This window comes from Stakelama flava (genome assembly GCF_019351405.1).
In the GTDB taxonomy this organism is placed as follows: domain Bacteria; phylum Pseudomonadota; class Alphaproteobacteria; order Sphingomonadales; family Sphingomonadaceae; genus Sphingomonas; species Sphingomonas flava_A.
This window is the reverse complement of sequence record NZ_JAHWZX010000001.1, coordinates 401,971-419,444: the sequence shown is the minus strand read 5'-3', so window position 1 is coordinate 419,444 and position 17,474 is coordinate 401,971. Positions and strand designations below refer to the sequence as shown.

11 protein-coding genes are annotated in these 17,474 nt (G+C 62.2%); 5 read left to right on the top strand and 6 right to left on the bottom strand.

Translation table 11 applies throughout. The features are described 5' to 3' along the window. Positions 1-447 precede the first annotated feature (447 nt). A complete protein-coding gene (locus KY084_RS02025) occupies positions 448-1,740 on the top strand; it encodes a DUF7986 domain-containing protein (RefSeq protein WP_246586772.1) in 1,293 nt (430 codons plus the stop codon). Between the two features lie 411 nt (positions 1,741-2,151). On the opposite strand, the gene KY084_RS02020 is transcribed toward KY084_RS02025, so the two are convergent. Continuing rightward, positions 2,152-3,960 (bottom strand): SLC13 family permease, encoded by a 1,809-nt coding sequence (locus KY084_RS02020; protein WP_219236728.1) that lies wholly within the window; start codon positions 3,958-3,960, stop codon positions 2,152-2,154. 428 nt (positions 3,961-4,388) lie between these two features. Between KY084_RS02020 and KY084_RS02015 the strand changes: the two genes are divergently transcribed. Continuing rightward, positions 4,389-6,848, top strand: coding sequence for a methyl-accepting chemotaxis protein (locus KY084_RS02015; protein WP_246586771.1), 2,460 nt, complete (start codon positions 4,389-4,391; stop codon positions 6,846-6,848). Further along, the gene (locus KY084_RS02010; RefSeq protein WP_219236727.1) at positions 6,845-8,374 is read left to right on the top strand and encodes a chemotaxis protein CheW; all 1,530 of its coding nucleotides are present in this window, start codon (positions 6,845-6,847) and stop codon (positions 8,372-8,374) included. Before KY084_RS02015 ends, KY084_RS02010 begins: the two co-directional genes overlap by 4 nt. Before the next feature lie 36 nt (positions 8,375-8,410). Here the strand turns inward: KY084_RS02010 and KY084_RS02005 are convergent, their stop codons facing one another. From KY084_RS02005 to KY084_RS01990, 4 genes are read right to left on the bottom strand one after another with little or no spacing between them, the layout of a single operon-like run. After that, a complete protein-coding gene (locus tag KY084_RS02005; RefSeq protein ID WP_219236726.1) occupies positions 8,411-9,613 on the bottom strand; it encodes a UxaA family hydrolase in 1,203 nt (400 codons plus the stop codon). Further along, the gene (locus tag KY084_RS02000; protein ID WP_219236725.1) at positions 9,610-9,909 is read right to left on the bottom strand and encodes a UxaA family hydrolase; all 300 of its coding nucleotides are present in this window, start codon (positions 9,907-9,909) and stop codon (positions 9,610-9,612) included. Before KY084_RS02000 ends, KY084_RS02005 begins: the two co-directional genes overlap by 4 nt. Further along, the gene (locus KY084_RS01995; protein ID WP_219236796.1) at positions 9,906-11,540 is read right to left on the bottom strand and encodes an alpha-L-fucosidase; all 1,635 of its coding nucleotides are present in this window, start codon (positions 11,538-11,540) and stop codon (positions 9,906-9,908) included. Before KY084_RS01995 ends, KY084_RS02000 begins: the two co-directional genes overlap by 4 nt. 53 nt (positions 11,541-11,593) lie before the next feature. Further along, positions 11,594-12,430 carry an SGNH/GDSL hydrolase family protein gene (locus KY084_RS01990; RefSeq protein WP_219236724.1) on the bottom strand — a complete coding sequence of 279 codons (837 nt, stop codon included), beginning with the start codon at positions 12,428-12,430 and terminating at the stop codon, positions 11,594-11,596. A 195-nt stretch (positions 12,431-12,625) separates the two neighbouring features. On the opposite strand from KY084_RS01990, the gene KY084_RS01985 reads away from it, so the two are divergent. Continuing rightward, positions 12,626-14,818, top strand: a complete 2,193-nt coding sequence (locus KY084_RS01985) for a WD40/YVTN/BNR-like repeat-containing protein (RefSeq protein ID WP_219236723.1) — start codon at positions 12,626-12,628, stop codon at positions 14,816-14,818. Positions 14,819-14,836: 18 nt separating this feature from the next. Here the strand turns inward: KY084_RS01985 and KY084_RS01980 are convergent, their stop codons facing one another. Further along, the gene (locus KY084_RS01980; RefSeq protein WP_343227930.1) at positions 14,837-15,622 is read right to left on the bottom strand and encodes an IclR family transcriptional regulator; all 786 of its coding nucleotides are present in this window, start codon (positions 15,620-15,622) and stop codon (positions 14,837-14,839) included. Between the two features lie 233 nt (positions 15,623-15,855). On the opposite strand from KY084_RS01980, the gene KY084_RS01975 reads away from it, so the two are divergent. After that, positions 15,856-17,451, top strand: coding sequence for a DUF5597 domain-containing protein (locus KY084_RS01975; protein ID WP_219236794.1), 1,596 nt, complete (start codon positions 15,856-15,858; stop codon positions 17,449-17,451). Positions 17,452-17,474: the final 23 nt, after the last annotated feature.

Here is a 17,474-nt window from a genome sequence, read left to right as displayed (position 1 = left end):
GGGGGCCTTCCCTAAAGTGACCGCTCCCAGCAGCCAAGTAGGAATGCTGCGATTTACCAGAAGGGCGGGTTCGGGTCGAAAGTGTCAGCCTGAAGATTGCTGCGGAATGTCAGCTCCAGTTTTCCGACGCCTGAGAGCGGTCTGGCCGCATCCAGCCCAATTGTCACCGCCCGCACCAGCCTGAACGTAGGGCGGCTTTCGGGGTGGCGTGCGACTATTCGAACGGCGGCTATGTTCGCGGATTCTGTATACCACTCTGTGCGCCCCAACTCGATCTACTCCCTGATGCATGATGCAGCAGGGAAACTTGGAAACACAGGAGGCACCGTCTATCGGGGTGGCACTGCGCATCGATGCGAAAGGTTTCAAGGAATGTCCCGAGCGAAGTCCGCCCATGATCTATCCGGGCTAATGAGGTATGCAGGTCGAGCGCCTTGGGACGAAGCGATGGATGAAATGCTGTCGGCGCATCTCGGCCCGGCATGCGAGGCGACCGGGCTTGATCCCGATGCAATGTTCGATCTCATCGGTGATCACTGGGAAGGGCCACTGTGGGGCTGTGCCTTCGAGGACCTGCTTACGCAGGAAATGGAACCGGATGGTCGCAATCTGGTCGAAGATTACCTAAAACGCCGGGGTTGGAACGAGAAGGCGCCCAACAAGGCCTATATGCGGGCACTCCGGGATAGCGCCATGTCGCTCTACGAGATTAGCGACGTTGTCCCCGGCCAGTCCATGACGCTGCGCGACTTGTTGCGGGATACAGTCCCGGTAACGGTGCGGGAGCACAGCGCAACCCGGACCTTGGTCAACTGGGATAAGATTGCAGCGCGAATTGTGAATGTGAACGGGCGGCTTGGCATTTCCGGGGCGCTTTTGCCGTTCGGCCCGGAGGGCGCTGCACGCCTGCTCGATACTTTTGCCCGGCTTGTTGACGAGCCGCCGCATGCGGCCCGATTCGATCCATCCGACCACGATGCATTGCTGCACGCTTCCGCGCCGATGTTCACCAATATCTGGTTGCTGGACTGCCTGGGCAAGGCCGTGCCCGGCGGTGAACCGGAACTGGTTAACGCTGACGGTGATGATCTGGTCTTTCACCGGATCATTTTCCCTTTGGCAAAGGGCGTGATCGGCAAGAGCGTTGCACGACGGCTGAACGCGGCGGAATGGTTGTCGCCCGCCAACGAGGTTTTCTGGAACTGGCTGGCACCGGAGGCGAAGGCCAAGAACCCGGGCAAGGGCAAACAGGCTTTCGTGACCAGCATGGACGACGGCACGCTCGTTTTCGCCAATGTGGCACTCACAGGCCGCAAACTGATCGTGGAGGTGAACAGCGCGGAACGCGCGAAGCGCGCGATCGAACAGATGAGTGCATGGCTGAGCAATAGCGTAGGTGCCCCGCTGACCGAAATCCGCACGTTGGCGCAGGCCATGGCCGATGATGCCGCGCGCGGCTATCCAGATGAAGAGCTGGAAATTCCGCCACAGGAAATGGAGCGGGTCATCCACGATATGATGACCCGGGAATATGCGCGGACGCTTGATGAAGCCGTGCCCGCACTCGGCGATGACACGCCCCGCGCGCTGTCCCGTACCAAGGCCGGTCGGACCAAGGTCGCCGACTGGCTCAAATATCTCGAAAATGGCGCAGCGAAAGCGGGCGCTGGCGACCCAATGGCAAGCTATGACTTCACCTGGATGTGGAACGAACTCGGGCTCGGTGATCTGCGGCATTGATGGTGAAGCAACGGCAGCTTGTAGCGAGCCCAACCAACGCGACGAATGACGGCTGTATCGGCGCCTGCCGACAAAAGCATGGGCTCGCCAAAATGTCAGCTTCTCTCACTTCCACCACCGAAACCGGACAGGCGGAAAGCTGACCCATTTCGGCCGTGCCGATTGGAGGCAAGAGCCGGGCGAATCATCCTAAAAAAGAACCCAAAAGGTTCGCTGGGCGAGACTTCGGGTCCGTGTTCCGCACCGAATTAGGGGGGGGACCACGAGTGGACCACGAAAACAGGATGCGCCACAATCGCAGCTTTTCTGCCGGTCTCAGAGCCGAATGTGAGTCCGGCCAGGGCACCATTCGCGTTGGGTTTGCGCATCGCTTTTTCAGCTGCCGGACTGCAGCGGCTGGTTTTTACGCGATCAGAAGAGCCAGTCGATCGCGATGCAGGCGGTCAGCCCGACAGCGATGTTCAACGGCAGGCCGATCTTTACAAAGTCGGTGAAGCGATAGTTCGCCGCGCCATAGACGAGCGTGTTGGTCTGATATCCGATCGGGGTGGCAAAGCTTGCGCTGGCGCCGAACATCACCGCGACGATCATCTGACGCGGATCGACGTTCAGCGCGCTGCCAAGCCCGATCACCAGCGGGGTCATGATTACCGCAACGGCGTTGTTGGTGACGGTTTCGGTCAGCAGGCTGGTCAGCGCATAGACGCCGATCAGCAATAGCAGCGGTGATGCGGTTGCCAGCATCGGCTGAACCCACGACACGATCAGCTCGACCGTGCCGGCATTCTGTAACCCCAGCCCGAAGGCGAGCATGCCAAAAATCAGGACCAGCGTGTTGCCGTCGATGGCGCTCCACGCTTCTTCGGGTTCGACGCAGCGGGTGAGCAGCACGATCGCGACCCCGGCCAGCGCAAGCGCTTCGATGGGAAGCGAAAAGATCGCCGCGAGACCGACGACCAGAATGATGGTGGCGACGGCGATTGGCGCTTTCTTTCGTTTGAACGCGCGCGCCGGCGCTTCGGTCACCTGCGCCAGGTTGATGTTGCCGTGAAGCGCGGCGGCGGCGTCCGGCGCTGCCGCGACGAGCAGGCGGTCGCCCGCGCGAACGCGCACCTCGGCAAGGCTTGGCCCGGCGACGTGGCGCGGGCGCGACAGGCCCAGCACGCGCAGCTTCAGCCGGGATAGAAGGGGGATGTCAGCCAGCCGGCGTCCGATAATGGGGTGCGAGGGCGATACCACCGCTTCGACCAGCCGGGCGTCGCGATCGCGATCGGGGCCGCTCATCGTGATGCCGCCGCCCATCCCGGTCAGACCGACGCGAAAATCGTCGGTCTCCGCCAGGGATGCCAGTTCCGCCGGGCTCGCCGCGACGACGAACTGGTCGCCAGCCTCGATCTCAAGCGCGTCGATATCCTGCCGGTGAAGCGTCAGTCCGCGTTGTACGGCAAGAATGCGTATCCCGGCACGCCGACCGAGGGCGCTTTCATCGATCCGCTGGCCGATATAGCCGCTGTCCGAATTGATCAGGAGGTGAGAGAGGTAGCTGTCGCTTTCCCCCTGTTCGGAAACACCGACGGGTTCGCGATCGGGCAGCAAGAGCGGCCCCATAATGGCGAGAAACACCACGCCGGTCAGCGCAACCACAATTCCGACGCCGGTAATTTCGAAAATGCCGAAACCGGGCTGGCCCCGCGCTGTCGCGACGCCCGATACCAACAGGTTCGTGGACGTGCCGATCAGCGTCAATGTGCCGCCTAGAATGGAGATATAGGAAAGCGGGATCAGCAACCGGGTGGGTGAAATACCCAGCAGCCGCGACAATTTCTTGATGATCGGGATCATCACGATGACGACCGGCGTGTTGTTCATGAACGCCGACGCCATCATCGTGCCCCCGCCGATTTCCGCAAGCGCGAGACGCGGCCTGCGCAGGGTTCTGCGAATGACCCAGCCCGACACCTCTTCCAGCGCGCCGGTGCGAAGCAGCGCGCCGGAAATGACGAACATCGCCCCGATCGTGATCGGCGCGGGATTGCTGAAAACCTGAAGCAGTTCGTCAGTGCTGACAAAACCAAGCGCCATCATCGCGATTCCGCCCGCAACGGCGAGCACGACCGGCGGCAAGCGCTCCATGGCGAACAGAACGAACAGGATCACGAGCATGGCGAAGCCCACGACGTCGCCATGATCGGTCAGCAGGTGCGTGGCGGCTTCATGCATTAACGGGTGCCCGGTTTCAGGTTGCAGTAGGATGTCACGCGACGGGACGATGACGTTCCGCCGGTCGGTGCTTCACGCAAGGAGTGGCATTTTCACCTTCGACGTCGGCGGTGCGATCCGCCTTGCCGGGGCAAGGTGGCCGATTCGGCATCACCGGTCGTCAACGCGTGCGATACTGCGATCGCCCGCGCAAGGGAACAGCGAAGCGTCGTTGCCGTGCGATCGGGATTCAGACCGCGGCGCATCGGTCGATCATGCGCCGGCCGCGCGATCGCGACGGCAATGCGGCGCGTATCTATTTTTATTATCTCGCAAAAACCTTCGCGCGAACATCCTTCTATAATGGCACCGTCGGTAAAACGGTGACGGCCCGCGCATCGGGCGAGCGACATCGGATTCCGGCATAATAAGCATCGGGACCTTGCCGCATGACCTTTCAATCCACCGACAAAAGCCTTCAGCCCCCGCAGCGCGAGGATGCCCTGCGCGAACTCGGCGCAATGCTGGAGACCTCGCAGGCGGTGATCGAATTCGCGCCCGACGGCACGATCCTTCGCGCCAACAAGCTTTTTCTGAACTTGATGGACTATGCGCCCGAAGAGGTCATCGGTCAGAACCACAGCATGTTCTGCGAAGACGCGTTCACCGAAAGTTCGGATTACGAGGTATTCTGGCTGGGGCTGCGCGACGGCACCGCGAAGGACGGCGAGTTCAAACGGCTGGCGCGCAACGGGCGCGAGGTGTGGATCCGCGCGAAATATTATCCCGTCCGCGAGGGTGAAACGGTAAAACGCATCGTCAAGATCGCGATGGACGTTACCGCTGCCAAGCAGCAGGCGATGATGCATCAGGGCCTGCTGAGCGCGATCAGCCGCGCCCAGGCGGTGATCGAATTCGATCTGGGCGGCAATGTCCTGTCCGCCAACGATAATTTCCTGAAAATCACCGGCTATAAGCGCGATGACGTCGTCGGCCAGCATCATCGGATGTTCTGTACGGCCGAATATGCGCGCTCGCCCGAATATGAACAGTTCTGGGAACGGCTGGGTCAGGGCGAATATCAAAGCGGCGCGTTCAAACGCCTTGCCAAGGACGGCAGGGAAATCTGGATCCAGGCGACTTATAACCCGATCATGGACCTTCGCGGACGGCCGGTGAAGATCGTCAAATACGCCATGGACGTCACCGCCCAGCGGCTCGCCGCGGCCGAGGCCGAAGGCAAGGTGGAAGCAGTCGGGCGCCAGCATGCGGTTGTCGAATATGACATGGCCGGTAACATCCTGACCGCCAACGATTTGTTCTGCAAGATGTTCGGCTATCGCCGTGACGAGATTGTCGGTCTGCACCATCAGGAAACGAGCCATCCGGGGTGCCACATCCATGCCGATTACCGGCAGTTCTGGTATCGCATGGGCCGCGGCGAGCATGAAGCCGGATATTTCCGGCGGGTGGCCAAGGATGGCCGCGAAATCTGGGCCACCTCCAGCTTCAACCCGATCCTCGACCTGGACGGCCGGCCATGGAAGGTGGTCGAATACGCCATCGATGCGACCGAGGCCAAGCTCGCCACGCTTGAGTTCGAAGGCAAGGTCGAGGCGATCAGCCGCGCCGAGTGCGTATTGGAAACCGCGCTGGACGGCACGATCATCGATGCCAATCGCAACTTCCTGAAAATGGTCGGCTATTCGATCGAGGAGCTTCGCGGCAAGAACCAGCGGATGCTGGTCGAACCCGAGGTGGCGCAGAGCGAAGCCTATCGCCAGCGCGAGGAAGGCCTGTCGCAGGGCGAATTCCTGTCGGGTGAATTCAAGCGCATTGCCAAGGGCGGACGGGAAAAATGGATTCGCGCGACGGTCAATCCCATTCTCGATTTGTGCGGCAAGCCGTACAAGCTCGTCACCTATGCGATGGACGTGACCGAGGACAAGCTGCTGTCGATCGAGACCGAAAACCGGCTGGACGCGATCGAGCGCAGCCAGGCGACGATCGAATTCGATCTTGACGGCAACGTGCTTACCGCGAACGCCAATTTCCTTGCGGTGATGGGGTATACCTTACGCGAAATCGTCGGCCAGCATCACAGCATGTTCTGCATGCCCGATTACCTGAAGTCGAAGGAATATGGCGAATTCTGGCGACTGCTGAACGCGGGGGAGACCCATTCGGGGCGTTTCCACAGGCTCGGCAAATACGGTCGCGACGTCTATATCCAGGCGAGCTACAGCCCGATCTATGACCTGTCGGGTAATCCGGTGCGCGTTATCAAACATGCCTACGACATCAGCAACCAGGTCGAACTCGAGCAGCGGATCGCGACCAAGAGCCAGGAAATGCACGGCATGGTCGATGAGCTGATCCGGGCGATCGCAACCATTTCGAAAGGGGCCGAAGGAGCAAGCGTCGACGCGCTTGAGACCGAGGGCGCCGCAACGCAGGGAAGCGAAGCGATCGGCAATGCGATCGAATCGATCGATCTCATCAACCGGTCGTCGGGACAGATTGCGAAGATCGTCGGTGTAATCGGCGAACTTGCCAGCCAGACCAATCTGCTGGCGTTCAACGCCGCGATCGAGGCGGCGCGCGCTGGCGAACACGGTGTCGGCTTTTCGGTGGTTGCCGAAGAGGTGCGCAAGCTTGCCGAACGAAGCGCGGACGCCGCCAGCGAGATCGCCAAGCTGATCGAGGAATCGGGCGAGCGGGTGGCCCATGGCACCGAACGTTCGCGCAGTGCACAGACGGCGTTCGAAGGCATCGCGAAGAGCGTCGAAAAGACCACGCAGTCGATCGACGAGATTGCCCGTGCGGCGAAGAAGCAGGAGCAGATGACGATGAAAGTGGTCGGTCTGATCGGTGACCTCGCGCATTCGACTCAGGCGCACCACGGATGACTTGCGCATCTCCCCCCGCCGCGGTGGGCGTGGGGCAACAACAGCCCAACCCCGCCGTTCAGCCGCTCGATGTCGGGCTGATGCGATTGTGCGGGCGCGATCTGGCCGTCCCGGCGGAAAATATACGCGAAGTGGTGCCGATGCCCGATCGGCTGCATCACGATTTTTCGGGAACGGGCGCTTGCACCGGTACCATCGTGATCCGCGGGCGCGTCATTCCGGTGCTCGACATCGCCGCGCATCTGGGCTTCGGGCCGCGCGACGATGGGGCGGGGGTTATCCTGATCCTGCGGTATGAGCGGGCGCTGGTCGGCCTCATCATGGACATGGTGTCGGGACTCGCGCGCATTCCCGCAGCACGCATACAGTCGCTGGAGGTTGCGGGCGGCGGTGAAGGACGGATCGTCACCAGCGGCTTTCCGCACGGCGATATGCTGGTGGGACTTGTCGAACCCGGCGCGGTCTTTGGACTGCCCGGCGTGGTTCACGCCCGCGAGAGCAGTGCCGATGCGCAGGCGGGATCGCTGACCAATCGCCGCGCTGTCGTCATGGTGTCGGTGGCGGAAACCAGCATGGCGATCGAGGCGGCAATCGTCGTCGCCACCTTGCCCGGAATCCAGCTGAAGCCCGGCCCCGTCCGGTCAAGCAAGTGGATCGGCGTGGTCCATTATCTCAATCACGAAATTCCGGTGATCGACGATATTGCGCTGCTCGGGCTTTCCGGTCGTGCGGCGGAAGGCACGGGCGGCGCGATCGTGATATTGCGGCTGGACGACACGCGCATGCTTGGCGTGAAGATCGACAAGGTGCGCAGCATCCTGCCGCTGGGCGCGGAATCGGTCCGACCGCTCGCATCGTCGCTGGCCCAGCGCTTGTCGCTCTTTACAGGCGCGGTGGTCGATGCGGACGGATCGCAAAGTCTGCTGCTCGACAGTGATGCATTGCGCAAGAGCGATGAATTGCGGATGCTTGGCGCGCTTCGCCGCGACCGGCCGGGCGGGGGGAACGAAAAACCCGCCGCCGCCGGTGCGCCGTCAGTAAAGGGCGAGCGTCAGCCTTTCGTAATATTCCGCGCCGGAAAACGGCAGGGCGCGGCGCGGCTCGCGACGGTCAAACAGATCATTTCCTATCCCGGCAATGTCACCGGCGCGCGCGCGGACGGATCGGCGCTTCGCGGCATCGCGACCTATAACGGCGCGCCGTTGCCGCTGTTCGATCTCGCCGACACGGGCGAATTTGACGACCGGCCCGACCGCATGGTGCTGGTCGTGGAAAAGGAAGGCGCGTTCAGCGGCCTGGTCGTCCAAAAACTGGAAACGATCGTTCGCGCCGTCGGTCAGCGCCGACCCGGTCCCAACCGTCGGGGGCACTTCATTCAGGCCAGCGTCGATGGCACGATGAAGGCGGTCAACCTGATCGACCTGAACGAGGAAGCGGACCGGTTGGCGGCGCAGTGCGCACCCCCGGGCATGGCATCGGCGGTCCCGCGCGATCCGTCGGCCAATGCCGCGCCCGCGCAGCGCTGACCACCGCGAAGCGCAGCGCTGCTTTTTCCTATATCGTCAGGCAACCCTGGCGCGCGGCAGGCATGCGGGACCGGTGGGTTCGAAGCTTTTATAGGTCAGGATAAATTCCTGATGGCCCAGCGCTTCGGACACGCTCTGCTGCCCGCCGGCAACGGCAAGCGTGCGTTCGTAGATTTCGGTTCCGACCTCATCAATGCTCGCTTCGCCGTCAAGGATGCGGCCGGCGTTGACGTCCATATCCGCGGCCAGACGACGCGCGGTTTCCGGGTTCGCGCAGATTTTGATGACCGGGGAGATTGCGGACCCGACCACCGAACCGCGTCCGGTGGTGAACAGCACGATGTGCGAGCCGCAGGCGATCAGCTCGACGATTTCGGCATTGTCCGAAATGTTGGGAAAGCCGAAGCGCGGTTCGCCGTCGGGTACGACGTCTAGAAGATACAGCCCGTTGGAGGGCGGAACCTCCGCCGGGCGGATGATGCCGGAAATCGGCGAACTGCCCGATTTGGAATAGGCGCCCATCGATTTTTCTTCCTGCGTCGTCAGCCCGCCCTCCGCATTGCCGGGGGCGAAGCTGCCAAAGCCCATGACCGTGTAATAGCGTTCGGCCTTTTCCACCGTGGCCATCAGTTCGCGCCCAAGTTCGGGGGTCACCGCGCGATCGGCCATGATCGCTTCGCATCCGACAAGTTCGCCGGTCTCTTCGAAAATGCAGGTCGCGCCTTCTTCGACCAGCCGGTCAAACGCCCTGCCGACGGCGGGGTTGGCGGTGATGCCGCTGGTCCCGTCCGATCCGCCGCAGATGGTGCCGATGACGAGTTCGTCGATTGCCATCGTCGTGCGCTCGGCGCGGTCGGCCTCAGTCCGCACGCGGTCAACCGCCGCCAGCCCGGCTTCGATGGTCGCCGCAGTGCCGCCGACTTCCTGAATCACCAGTGTTTCGACCGGGCGACCGCTCTTTTCGGCGGCGCGCGCAAGACCTTCGCGATTGAAGCTTTCGCATCCAAGCGAAACGATCACCAGCCCGCCCAGATTGGGGTGAGTGGCGATCGCCTTCATCATCTTGTCGGCATAGCTGTTGGGATAGCAGCCGGGAAAGCCGATCAACTGGACATCGGCCCGGTCGGCCTTGTCGACGATGCGTCGTGCGACATGATGCGCGCATTCGACCAGATAGCACACCGCAATCACGTTGCGGATGCCCTTGCGGCCGTCGCTGCGTTGCCAGGCTGGGATCATGAACCGTTCCTTTGGTCGATCGCATCCCGCGTATGGCTGGGGATGTAATCGCTCTTCATATTGTGCATGTGAATATGGTCGCCGGCGTTTACCGCCGCCGTCATCGACCCGATCGGCGCGCCGTATTTCAATACCTTGTCGCCCGCGTCCAACGCACGCCGCGCAACCTTGTGACCGATGCCGATGGGCGTCGCCGCGGGGATCGGCGCGCCTTCCACGGTGACGATATCACCGGCTGCGATCGGCGCGGTGACGATCAGGATATTGTCATCGGGGTGGAGCAGGACAAGGCTCACGCAGTCAGCCCCCGTCCATTAAGGCGAAGTACCGGGACGAACCCGTTTTTCGCGTTGGCCGGAAAATCGATGTGCAGCGCATCGCCATCCTGGCGATGGTTCACCTCGCCTCCGCCCAGCAGCGTGACGCGTTCGATCCCCCGGTTGCCCAACGCCTTCGCGCCGAGCGAGGCGACCGACGCCGTGCCGCGCGGCCAGCCGAGGAAAATGGCATACAGCGTGTCGCCCCTGGTGGTGAACCGGATGTCCCGCGCGGTGAAGGGCTTTGCCTTGTCCTCATTCTGCATGCCGGTTTCCAGCACCGTCGGCCCTTCGCCATAGCTGTGCCAGGGGCGGGAGGCGAAGATGGCTTCTCCATTGACCGCCATCCAGTCGGACATGCGGTCGAGGATGCGCTCTTCGTCGGAATCGATGCTGCCGTCGCCGGGCTGGGGAATCGACAATAGCAGGTTGCCGTTCTTCGAAACGATGTCGGAAAGTCGCTGGATTACCTGTTCAGCGGTCTTGTAGCTATGGTCGTTCAACCGTGCGACATTGTAGAACCAGTCGCCGATACAGGTGCCGGTCTGCCATGGTTCATCCCAGATCCGGTCGGCAAAACCGCGCTCCACCGCCTGAACCACGCCAAAGCGCTCCCATGGCTTCAATTGCTTGGCGGTGAGCACCACGTCGATCTTGCCGTGCCAGTCGATCGACCGGTTGTAATAATCGGCAACCGCCTCCAGACCCGCGGAGCCGAACGGCAGGCCGTAATCGTCGAAATAGACAAGGTCGGGTTTGTATTTCTGCACCAGATCAATCTGCCGCATCAGCCATTTGGAGACATAGGCCGGATCGTTCGCCGGGCCGTGCTCCATCCATTCGCCGTCATGATCGGCGTGCCATTTGTCCATCGCCTTGATGCTGTCGATGCCGTCGGGGGCGACCATGTGGCGACCGGTGTAAAGATCATGCGGGTCCAGCCCGTCCCACCATTTTCCCGCGCCATCCGCCTTTGTCAGGCGATAGGCGTCGTAGCGAGCGCCCTTCATCGGCCCTTCGGGATCATAGGCATAGGCGGGTTGATACCAGTGCCAGCTATGCGCCGCGTGATTGGATACGCCGAAGCGAAGCCCCGCCTTGCGCGCCGCCTTTTCCCATGTTCCGACGACATCCTTTTTCGGGCCGACACGAAGCGAATTCCACGGCTGATAAGCGCTGTCATAACAGTCGAGATTGTCGTGATGGCATGCGAGCGCGACGAAATATTTTGCCCCCGCCTTTTTATACCGCGCGATCAGGGCGTCGGGGTCCCAGCGATCGGCCGTCCATTTGTTCTGAATGTCCATGAAGCCGGTTTGCGAAGGATGGCCATAGGTCTTCAGATGATGATCGTACATCGGATGGCCCTGCATATACATGAAGCGGCCGTACCAATCGCCCTGTTCGGGGACCGATTGCGGCCCCCAATGCGCCCACAGGCCCAGCTTCGCATCGCGGAACCAGTCGGGATAGCGGTAATTATCGACCAGCGAGGGCCAGTTTGGCTGCACCGGCCCGGTCTGCATGCCAAGCGGTCCCTTCGCCATAGCACGGCGCACCATTCCCGCAGCCGCCATTCCCGCCAGCACCGATCGTCTGCCCAGCTTCATCACCATACGCCTGCTCCCCGTTTTTCTGTGTCCACCCGATCGGGCGCGCCTCTTTATTGACCCAGCGTCTTGCGGATGGCGGCGAGGGTCAGCGGTTCCATCACCGCATATCCCTTTGCCGCGGGATGCACGCCGTCGCTCGACAACCCATCCTTCATCGCGCCTTCGGGGGTGGTCATCGCGGCGTGATAATCGACATAGGTGAAGCCGTTTTGGGCCGCATAACCGCGCAGCCAGTCGTTCATCGCCTTGATGACTGGGACGGGATTCTTGTCCTTGGCCCAGGGGAACTGCCCGGCGGGCGGGATCGACCCCAGAATGACCTTTATCCCGTGCGCCTTTGCCAGTTCGGCCATGGTGCGGATATTGCCCTGAACCGTTGCCAGCGTGCTGGCGCCGGTGTTTCCCGCAATGTCATTGGTGCCTGCCATGATATGAACCGCCTGCGGGTGGAGGTCGATCACGTCCTCGCGGAACCGCACCAGCATTTGCGGCGTGGTCTGCCCGCTGATGCCGCGATCGACGCGGCCATCGACGAAGAATTCCTTGTCGAGGTTGATCCAGTTGTCGGTGATCGAATCGCCCATGAAGACGACGCGCACCGGCTTGCCCGATGCCTTCAAGTCGGAATTGGCGGCGCGATAGCGGCAAAGCTGGCCAAAATCGCGGGTCAGCATGTGCAGGTTCCACATATGCCAGCCCGTGCCATCGGTAGGCATGGCATGCTGCGGGCAGGGATTGTCGACAATCCCCGACGGGTCGTCGGCATGGGGATCGCCGTCCACCATGGTTTGCGCCGTCGCCACGGTGGGCAGCGCTGCGCAGGCAAGCAGTGCGGCGCAAAACGATGCGCGCACGTTGCGGAAGTGCGGGGGGGAAAGGTCGGTCATTTCAATCCTCTCTGGCGAACCTGTCGCGCATGCAATCCTTGGGCACCGGCTGGCGCGGCTTGGGCGCGATGTTAGCGTTGCCGAAGCAATAAGGAAATGCCAGTTTCGGATATAAACACGCATTGCACCAGTAAAGTGCATCGAAAGGGGCGTATGAGAGAATTTCGACCCATATTTGCGCTCGGTCTGGCGCTAATGCCGCTTTTGACCGCGAATGCCGTAACGGCGCGCGGGCAAAGCGCGATACCCTATATATGGCATAATGTTCGCGTGGGCGGCGGCGGTTTTGCGCCCGGCATTGTTTTCAGTCGGGCCGAGCGCGGCCTTGCCTATCTGCGGACCGATATGGGTGGTGCCTATCGGTGGGATCACCGTGCAGGGCGCTGGATTCCGCTAGAAGACGGCATGGCTGAAGGCAGCTATATGGGCGTCGAAAGCGTTGCGCCCGATCCGGTCGATCCCGACCGGGTGTATCTGGCGACGGGCATGTCGTGGCGCTCTCCCGCAGCGATGATGCGTTCGGACGATCGCGGCGCGCATTGGAAGATCGTGCCGGTGCCGTTCAAAATGGGCGGTAATGAAGACGGTCGCGGGCTTGGCGAGCGACTGGCGATCGATCCTGCGCATCGCGCGACGCTTTTCTTCGGCTCGCGCCATCAGGGGCTGTGGCGCAGCGATGATCGCGCGGCGCACTGGCGAAAGGTCGATGGCTTTCCGTTGCCGGGGCTGGGTATTCCGAAAGAAGGCCGCGCGACGCACGGCGGGCTGAGTTTCGTCGTGTTCGATCCTGCAACGCCGGGTCGTATGCTGGTCGGCAGTGCCGATCCGGGCAAGCATCATCTGTTCCTGTCGCAGGACGGGGGAGCAAGCTGGCATGTCGTTCCCGGCGGTCCCGCCACCGACCTTCTTCCGGTAAAGGCGGTCATCGGCGGCGATCATGTCGCGACCATCACCTATTCCGACGCGATCGGCCCGAATGGCGTCACGCGCGGCGCGGTGTGGCGCTACGATCTTCGCCGAGGAACATGGCGCGACGTAACTCCCGACCAGCGCGCCGATGCTCCCGTCGGCGGGTATATGGGCGTTGCAGTATCGTCGCAGGATCCGAACGTGATCGCAGTGAGCACGATCGACCGCTATCACCCGGTCGATACGGTATGGCGGTCGAGCGATGGCGGCGGCCATTGGGATGAACTGTTCCGCCGCTCGGTGCGCGACGTGTCGGCAACGCCGTTCCTGGACCTTGACGGTGACCATGCCGATTTCGGACACTGGATCGCGGGACTTGCCATCGATCCGTTCGATGCCGGACATGCCGCCTATACAACCGGTGCGACGCTCTACGCCACGCGGCAGTTCGACAAGGCCGGGCGGATGCAATGGCTTCCCTGGACCAAGGGAATCGAACAGACCGCGATCATCACCATGATCAGCCCAGCGGACGGGCCGCCGCTGGTTTCCGGCTTTGGCGACATTGCGGGTTTCCGGCACGACGATCTGACGGTTTCTCCGCCGACGGTGCACACCAATCCGTATCTCACCAACACCAACACGCTCGATTATGGGGGAATTGCGCCGAACATCATGGTGCGCAGCGGGAGCACGCATACCCGGCTGGTGCCCGGCGCTTCGCTTGCATGGTCTGACGATTACGGGCGTAGCTGGCAGCCGCTGACACCCGACATTGTTCGGCCGTCCGAGCCGATCGACGGACCGCCGCCGATTCGCACCGGCGATGCGCCCGTCGTGGTTTCGGCGGATGGCGGCACCTTCCTTGCCGGGACAAACCTGCCGATGCTGACCCGCGACCGGGGGCGAAGCTGGCAGCGGGCAAATGGTATGCCGGTCGGCAGCCGCCCCACCGCCGACAAGGCGGACCCGAAACGCTTTTACGCGATCGACTTCGCCGCCAATCGGCTGATGCGCAGCGATGACGGCGGGGCGACGTTTCATCGCGTTGCCGGAACCGGGCTTCCCGCCGACCTGTCGGCTGCGAAAACGACGTGGCGGGAAGCGCAGAACCCGATGCGTGCGGTGCCGGGCAGGGCGGGGGTACTGTGGCTGCGCATCGGGGAACGTTTATACCGTTCAACCGATTTCGGCGAACATTGGCGCGTATCGAGCGGCGCGCTGTCGGTCGCTTATTACGGGCTGGGCAAGGGCGCGCCCGGCAGCAACTGGCCTGCGGTCTACGCCATCGGCAAAAAGGATGGGTTGAACGCGCTGTGGCGATCGATCGACGGGGGGGCGCACTGGATGCGGATCAACGACGATGCGCACCAATGGGGGATGCGCTTCCGGTTGATCATCGGCGATCCGAAACGTTTCGGGCGCGTCTATGTCGGCACCGACGGGCGCGGCATCGTGTATGGCGATCCGGCCGGTTAAGCTGGTGAATCGCGTCGGCTATTCGATCTGCGTCCCTTCCAGCGCGTGTGAAACGGTTCTTGCGGTATCGCACACCATCTCGCTGGCGCGTGCGCGATCCAGCTTGGCTCCCGCGCCGCTGACATAGGGTACGGTAAGCGCGGCGCGCGCTTCGCCGGCGGCAAGGATCGGCGCGGATATATCCAGGATGCCGTTGATCATGCCACTTTCGCGGGCGACATAGCCCTGCGCCGCGATGTCGTTCAGCTGGCTGAGCAGCGCGGCGCGGTCGATCGCACCGTCGAGCAGGTCGATTTCGTCGATCATCTGCGCCTGCCGTTCGGCAGGTTCGAAGGCGAGCAGGACAAGGCCCGATGCCGAAAGGTGGAGCGGGCGACGATATCCCACGCGCACCGCGAAGCCCAGCAGGCCGGGTGCCTCCACCCGCGCAACCACCACCATTTCCGCACCCGACGCCACGGCAAGGTGGCAGGACTGGCCCGCCTCTTCGGCAAGTTCGGTCATCAGCGGAAAGGCGAGCGACAGCAGGTCGCGGATCGGCGGCTGGCGCATCGAAAGCGCGAACAGGCGGTTGGTGAGCGAATAGCCGCCTGCTTCGTCGCGGCTGATATAGCGCATGTCCTCCAGCACCTGAAGCATGCGGAAGATTTCGTTGCGAGATCGTTCCAACGCCGTCGAAATGTCCGACATGCTCATCGGCATTCGCGAGTTGGCGAGCGTTTCGAGGATCGCCAGCCCTTTTTGCAACGCCGGAGCGCGGTATTTCGAATCTGTCGTCACGTTCAGCCAATCACCTTCTTTCACTTCGCCATCGCTTTATCCAACGATCGTTGCAAAGGGATTCGACAGCCTGTCCCATACGTGAAGCAGTCATTTATACTTGAAATTCTACCTTTGTTGAAAGAGGGTCGCACGGGTATGCGTACCGGAAAGCGTTCCGGCTCGCTGCCCGTACGTCAAGAGAGCGCGGGACATAGCCTGCGCCGAGGGAGGATTGATTGATCGCACGTCTGACCGCCGTGGCCGCCGGGGCCGCGATGACGCTTACCGCCGTTCCGGCGCTCGCACAGGCGCAGCAAGGCGCGGTTCCGCAAATCCAGACCCGAAACGGCCGCCACGCGCTGATCGTCGATGGCGAACCCTTCACCATTCTTGGCGGGCAGGTGAACAATTCGAGCAACTACGCCGCGGCGCTGCCAAAGGTTTGGCCGGTGCTCGACCGGATCCACGCAAATACCGTCGAAATTCCGGTCGCCTGGCAGCAGATCGAACCCGAAGAGGGCAAATTCGATTTCTCCTTTGTCCAGACGCTGCTTGAACAGGCGCGCGCGCACGACAAGCGGGTTGTCCTGCTGTGGTTCGCAACCTGGAAGAATACCGCGCCCGGCTATGCCCCGGATTGGGTAAAGCTCGACAATCGGCGCTTTCCGAGGATGAAGACGCGGGATGGCAAGGACCATTATGTCCTGTCGCCGATGCACCGTTCCACGCTGGAGGCGGACAAGCGCGCTTTCGTTGCCCTGATGACCTATTTGAAGGCGCATGATCCGCAGAATACGGTGATCCTGGTCCAGCCGGAAAATGAAGTCGGTAGCTATCGCAGCCCGCGCGATTACGGCCCCGAAGCGCAGAAGCTGTTCGATGGCCCGGTGCCCGATACGCTTGTCAGCGCGCTGGGCAAGAAACCCGGCAGCTGGAGCGCGGTGTTCGCAGATCAGGCGGATCGCGCGTTCAATACCTGGTATACCGCACGGTACATCAACGAGATCGCGGCGGCGGGTAAGGCGGTGAAGCCGATCCCGATGTATGTGAACGCTTCGCTTGCTGATCCCTTCAAGACGCCGGAGCCGACGGCGGTCTCGAGCGGTGGGCCGCAACAGGACGTGCTCGACATCTGGAAGGCGGCGGCGCCAGCGATCGATTTCGAAGCGCCCGACATCTATGATCGCAAGAGCAAGGATGTCGATGCGTATCTGGAAAGCTATGCCCGCCCCGACAATCCGCTGATGGTGCCGGAAATCGGCAATGCCGCGGAATATGCGCGGTACTTCTACAAGGCGATGGGGCTGGGCGCGATCGGCTTTTCGCCATTCGGCATGGATGACACCGGATATTTCAATTATCCGCTGGGCGCGCAAAGCCTTGACGATGATACGCTCGATGCGTTCGCGTCCAAATATGCGGCGTTCGAGGCGATGGGGCGCAACTGGTCCCGCATCGCCTTCACGCACCCGACATGGGGCGCATCGAAGCCTGACGACGGGTCCGGGCAATCGACGGTCATGGGCAAATGGAAAATTTCCACCAGCTATGGCGAGTGGCAGTTTGGGGAAAAGGACTGGGATTTCCTTGACCAGACGCCGCCGCCCTGGGCCGACAAGCCCGTCGGCGGCGTCGTCGTCGCGCAGCTTTCGCCGAACGAGTTTCTGATGACCGGCGATCATGTCCGGATGCATTTCGAAGCGGCCGAGGGCGGGCCTGAGCATGGCATGGTCGTGCGTGTCGAACAGGGGCATTTCGATGACGGAAAATGGGTGATGGACCGTGTGTGGAACGGGGATCAGACAGACTACGGCATCAACCTGATCGAGCAGCCGGTGCTGCTGAAAGTCATCATGGGCAGCTATCGCTGAAAACAAAATTGCCCGGCGAGCGC

Excerpts from the sequence above, each read along its gene's own strand:
- KY084_RS02025 (WP_246586772.1), top strand. The coding sequence starts at position 448 with ATGGATGAAATGCTGTCGGCGCATCTCGGCCCGGCATGCGAGGCGACC.
- KY084_RS02020 (WP_219236728.1), bottom strand. The coding sequence starts at position 3,960 with ATGCATGAAGCCGCCACGCACCTGCTGACCGATCATGGCGACGTCGTG.
- KY084_RS02010 (WP_219236727.1), top strand. The coding sequence starts at position 6,845 with ATGACTTGCGCATCTCCCCCCGCCGCGGTGGGCGTGGGGCAACAACAG.
- KY084_RS01990 (WP_219236724.1), bottom strand. The coding sequence starts at position 12,430 with ATGACCGACCTTTCCCCCCCGCACTTCCGCAACGTGCGCGCATCGTTT.
- KY084_RS01995 (WP_219236796.1), bottom strand. The coding sequence starts at position 11,540 with ATGAAGCTGGGCAGACGATCGGTGCTGGCGGGAATGGCGGCTGCGGGA.
- KY084_RS01985 (WP_219236723.1), top strand. The coding sequence starts at position 12,626 with ATGCCGCTTTTGACCGCGAATGCCGTAACGGCGCGCGGGCAAAGCGCG.
- KY084_RS02005 (WP_219236726.1), bottom strand. The coding sequence starts at position 9,613 with ATGATCCCAGCCTGGCAACGCAGCGACGGCCGCAAGGGCATCCGCAAC.
- KY084_RS01975 (WP_219236794.1), top strand. The coding sequence starts at position 15,856 with ATGACGCTTACCGCCGTTCCGGCGCTCGCACAGGCGCAGCAAGGCGCG.
- KY084_RS02015 (WP_246586771.1), top strand. The coding sequence starts at position 4,389 with ATGACCTTTCAATCCACCGACAAAAGCCTTCAGCCCCCGCAGCGCGAG.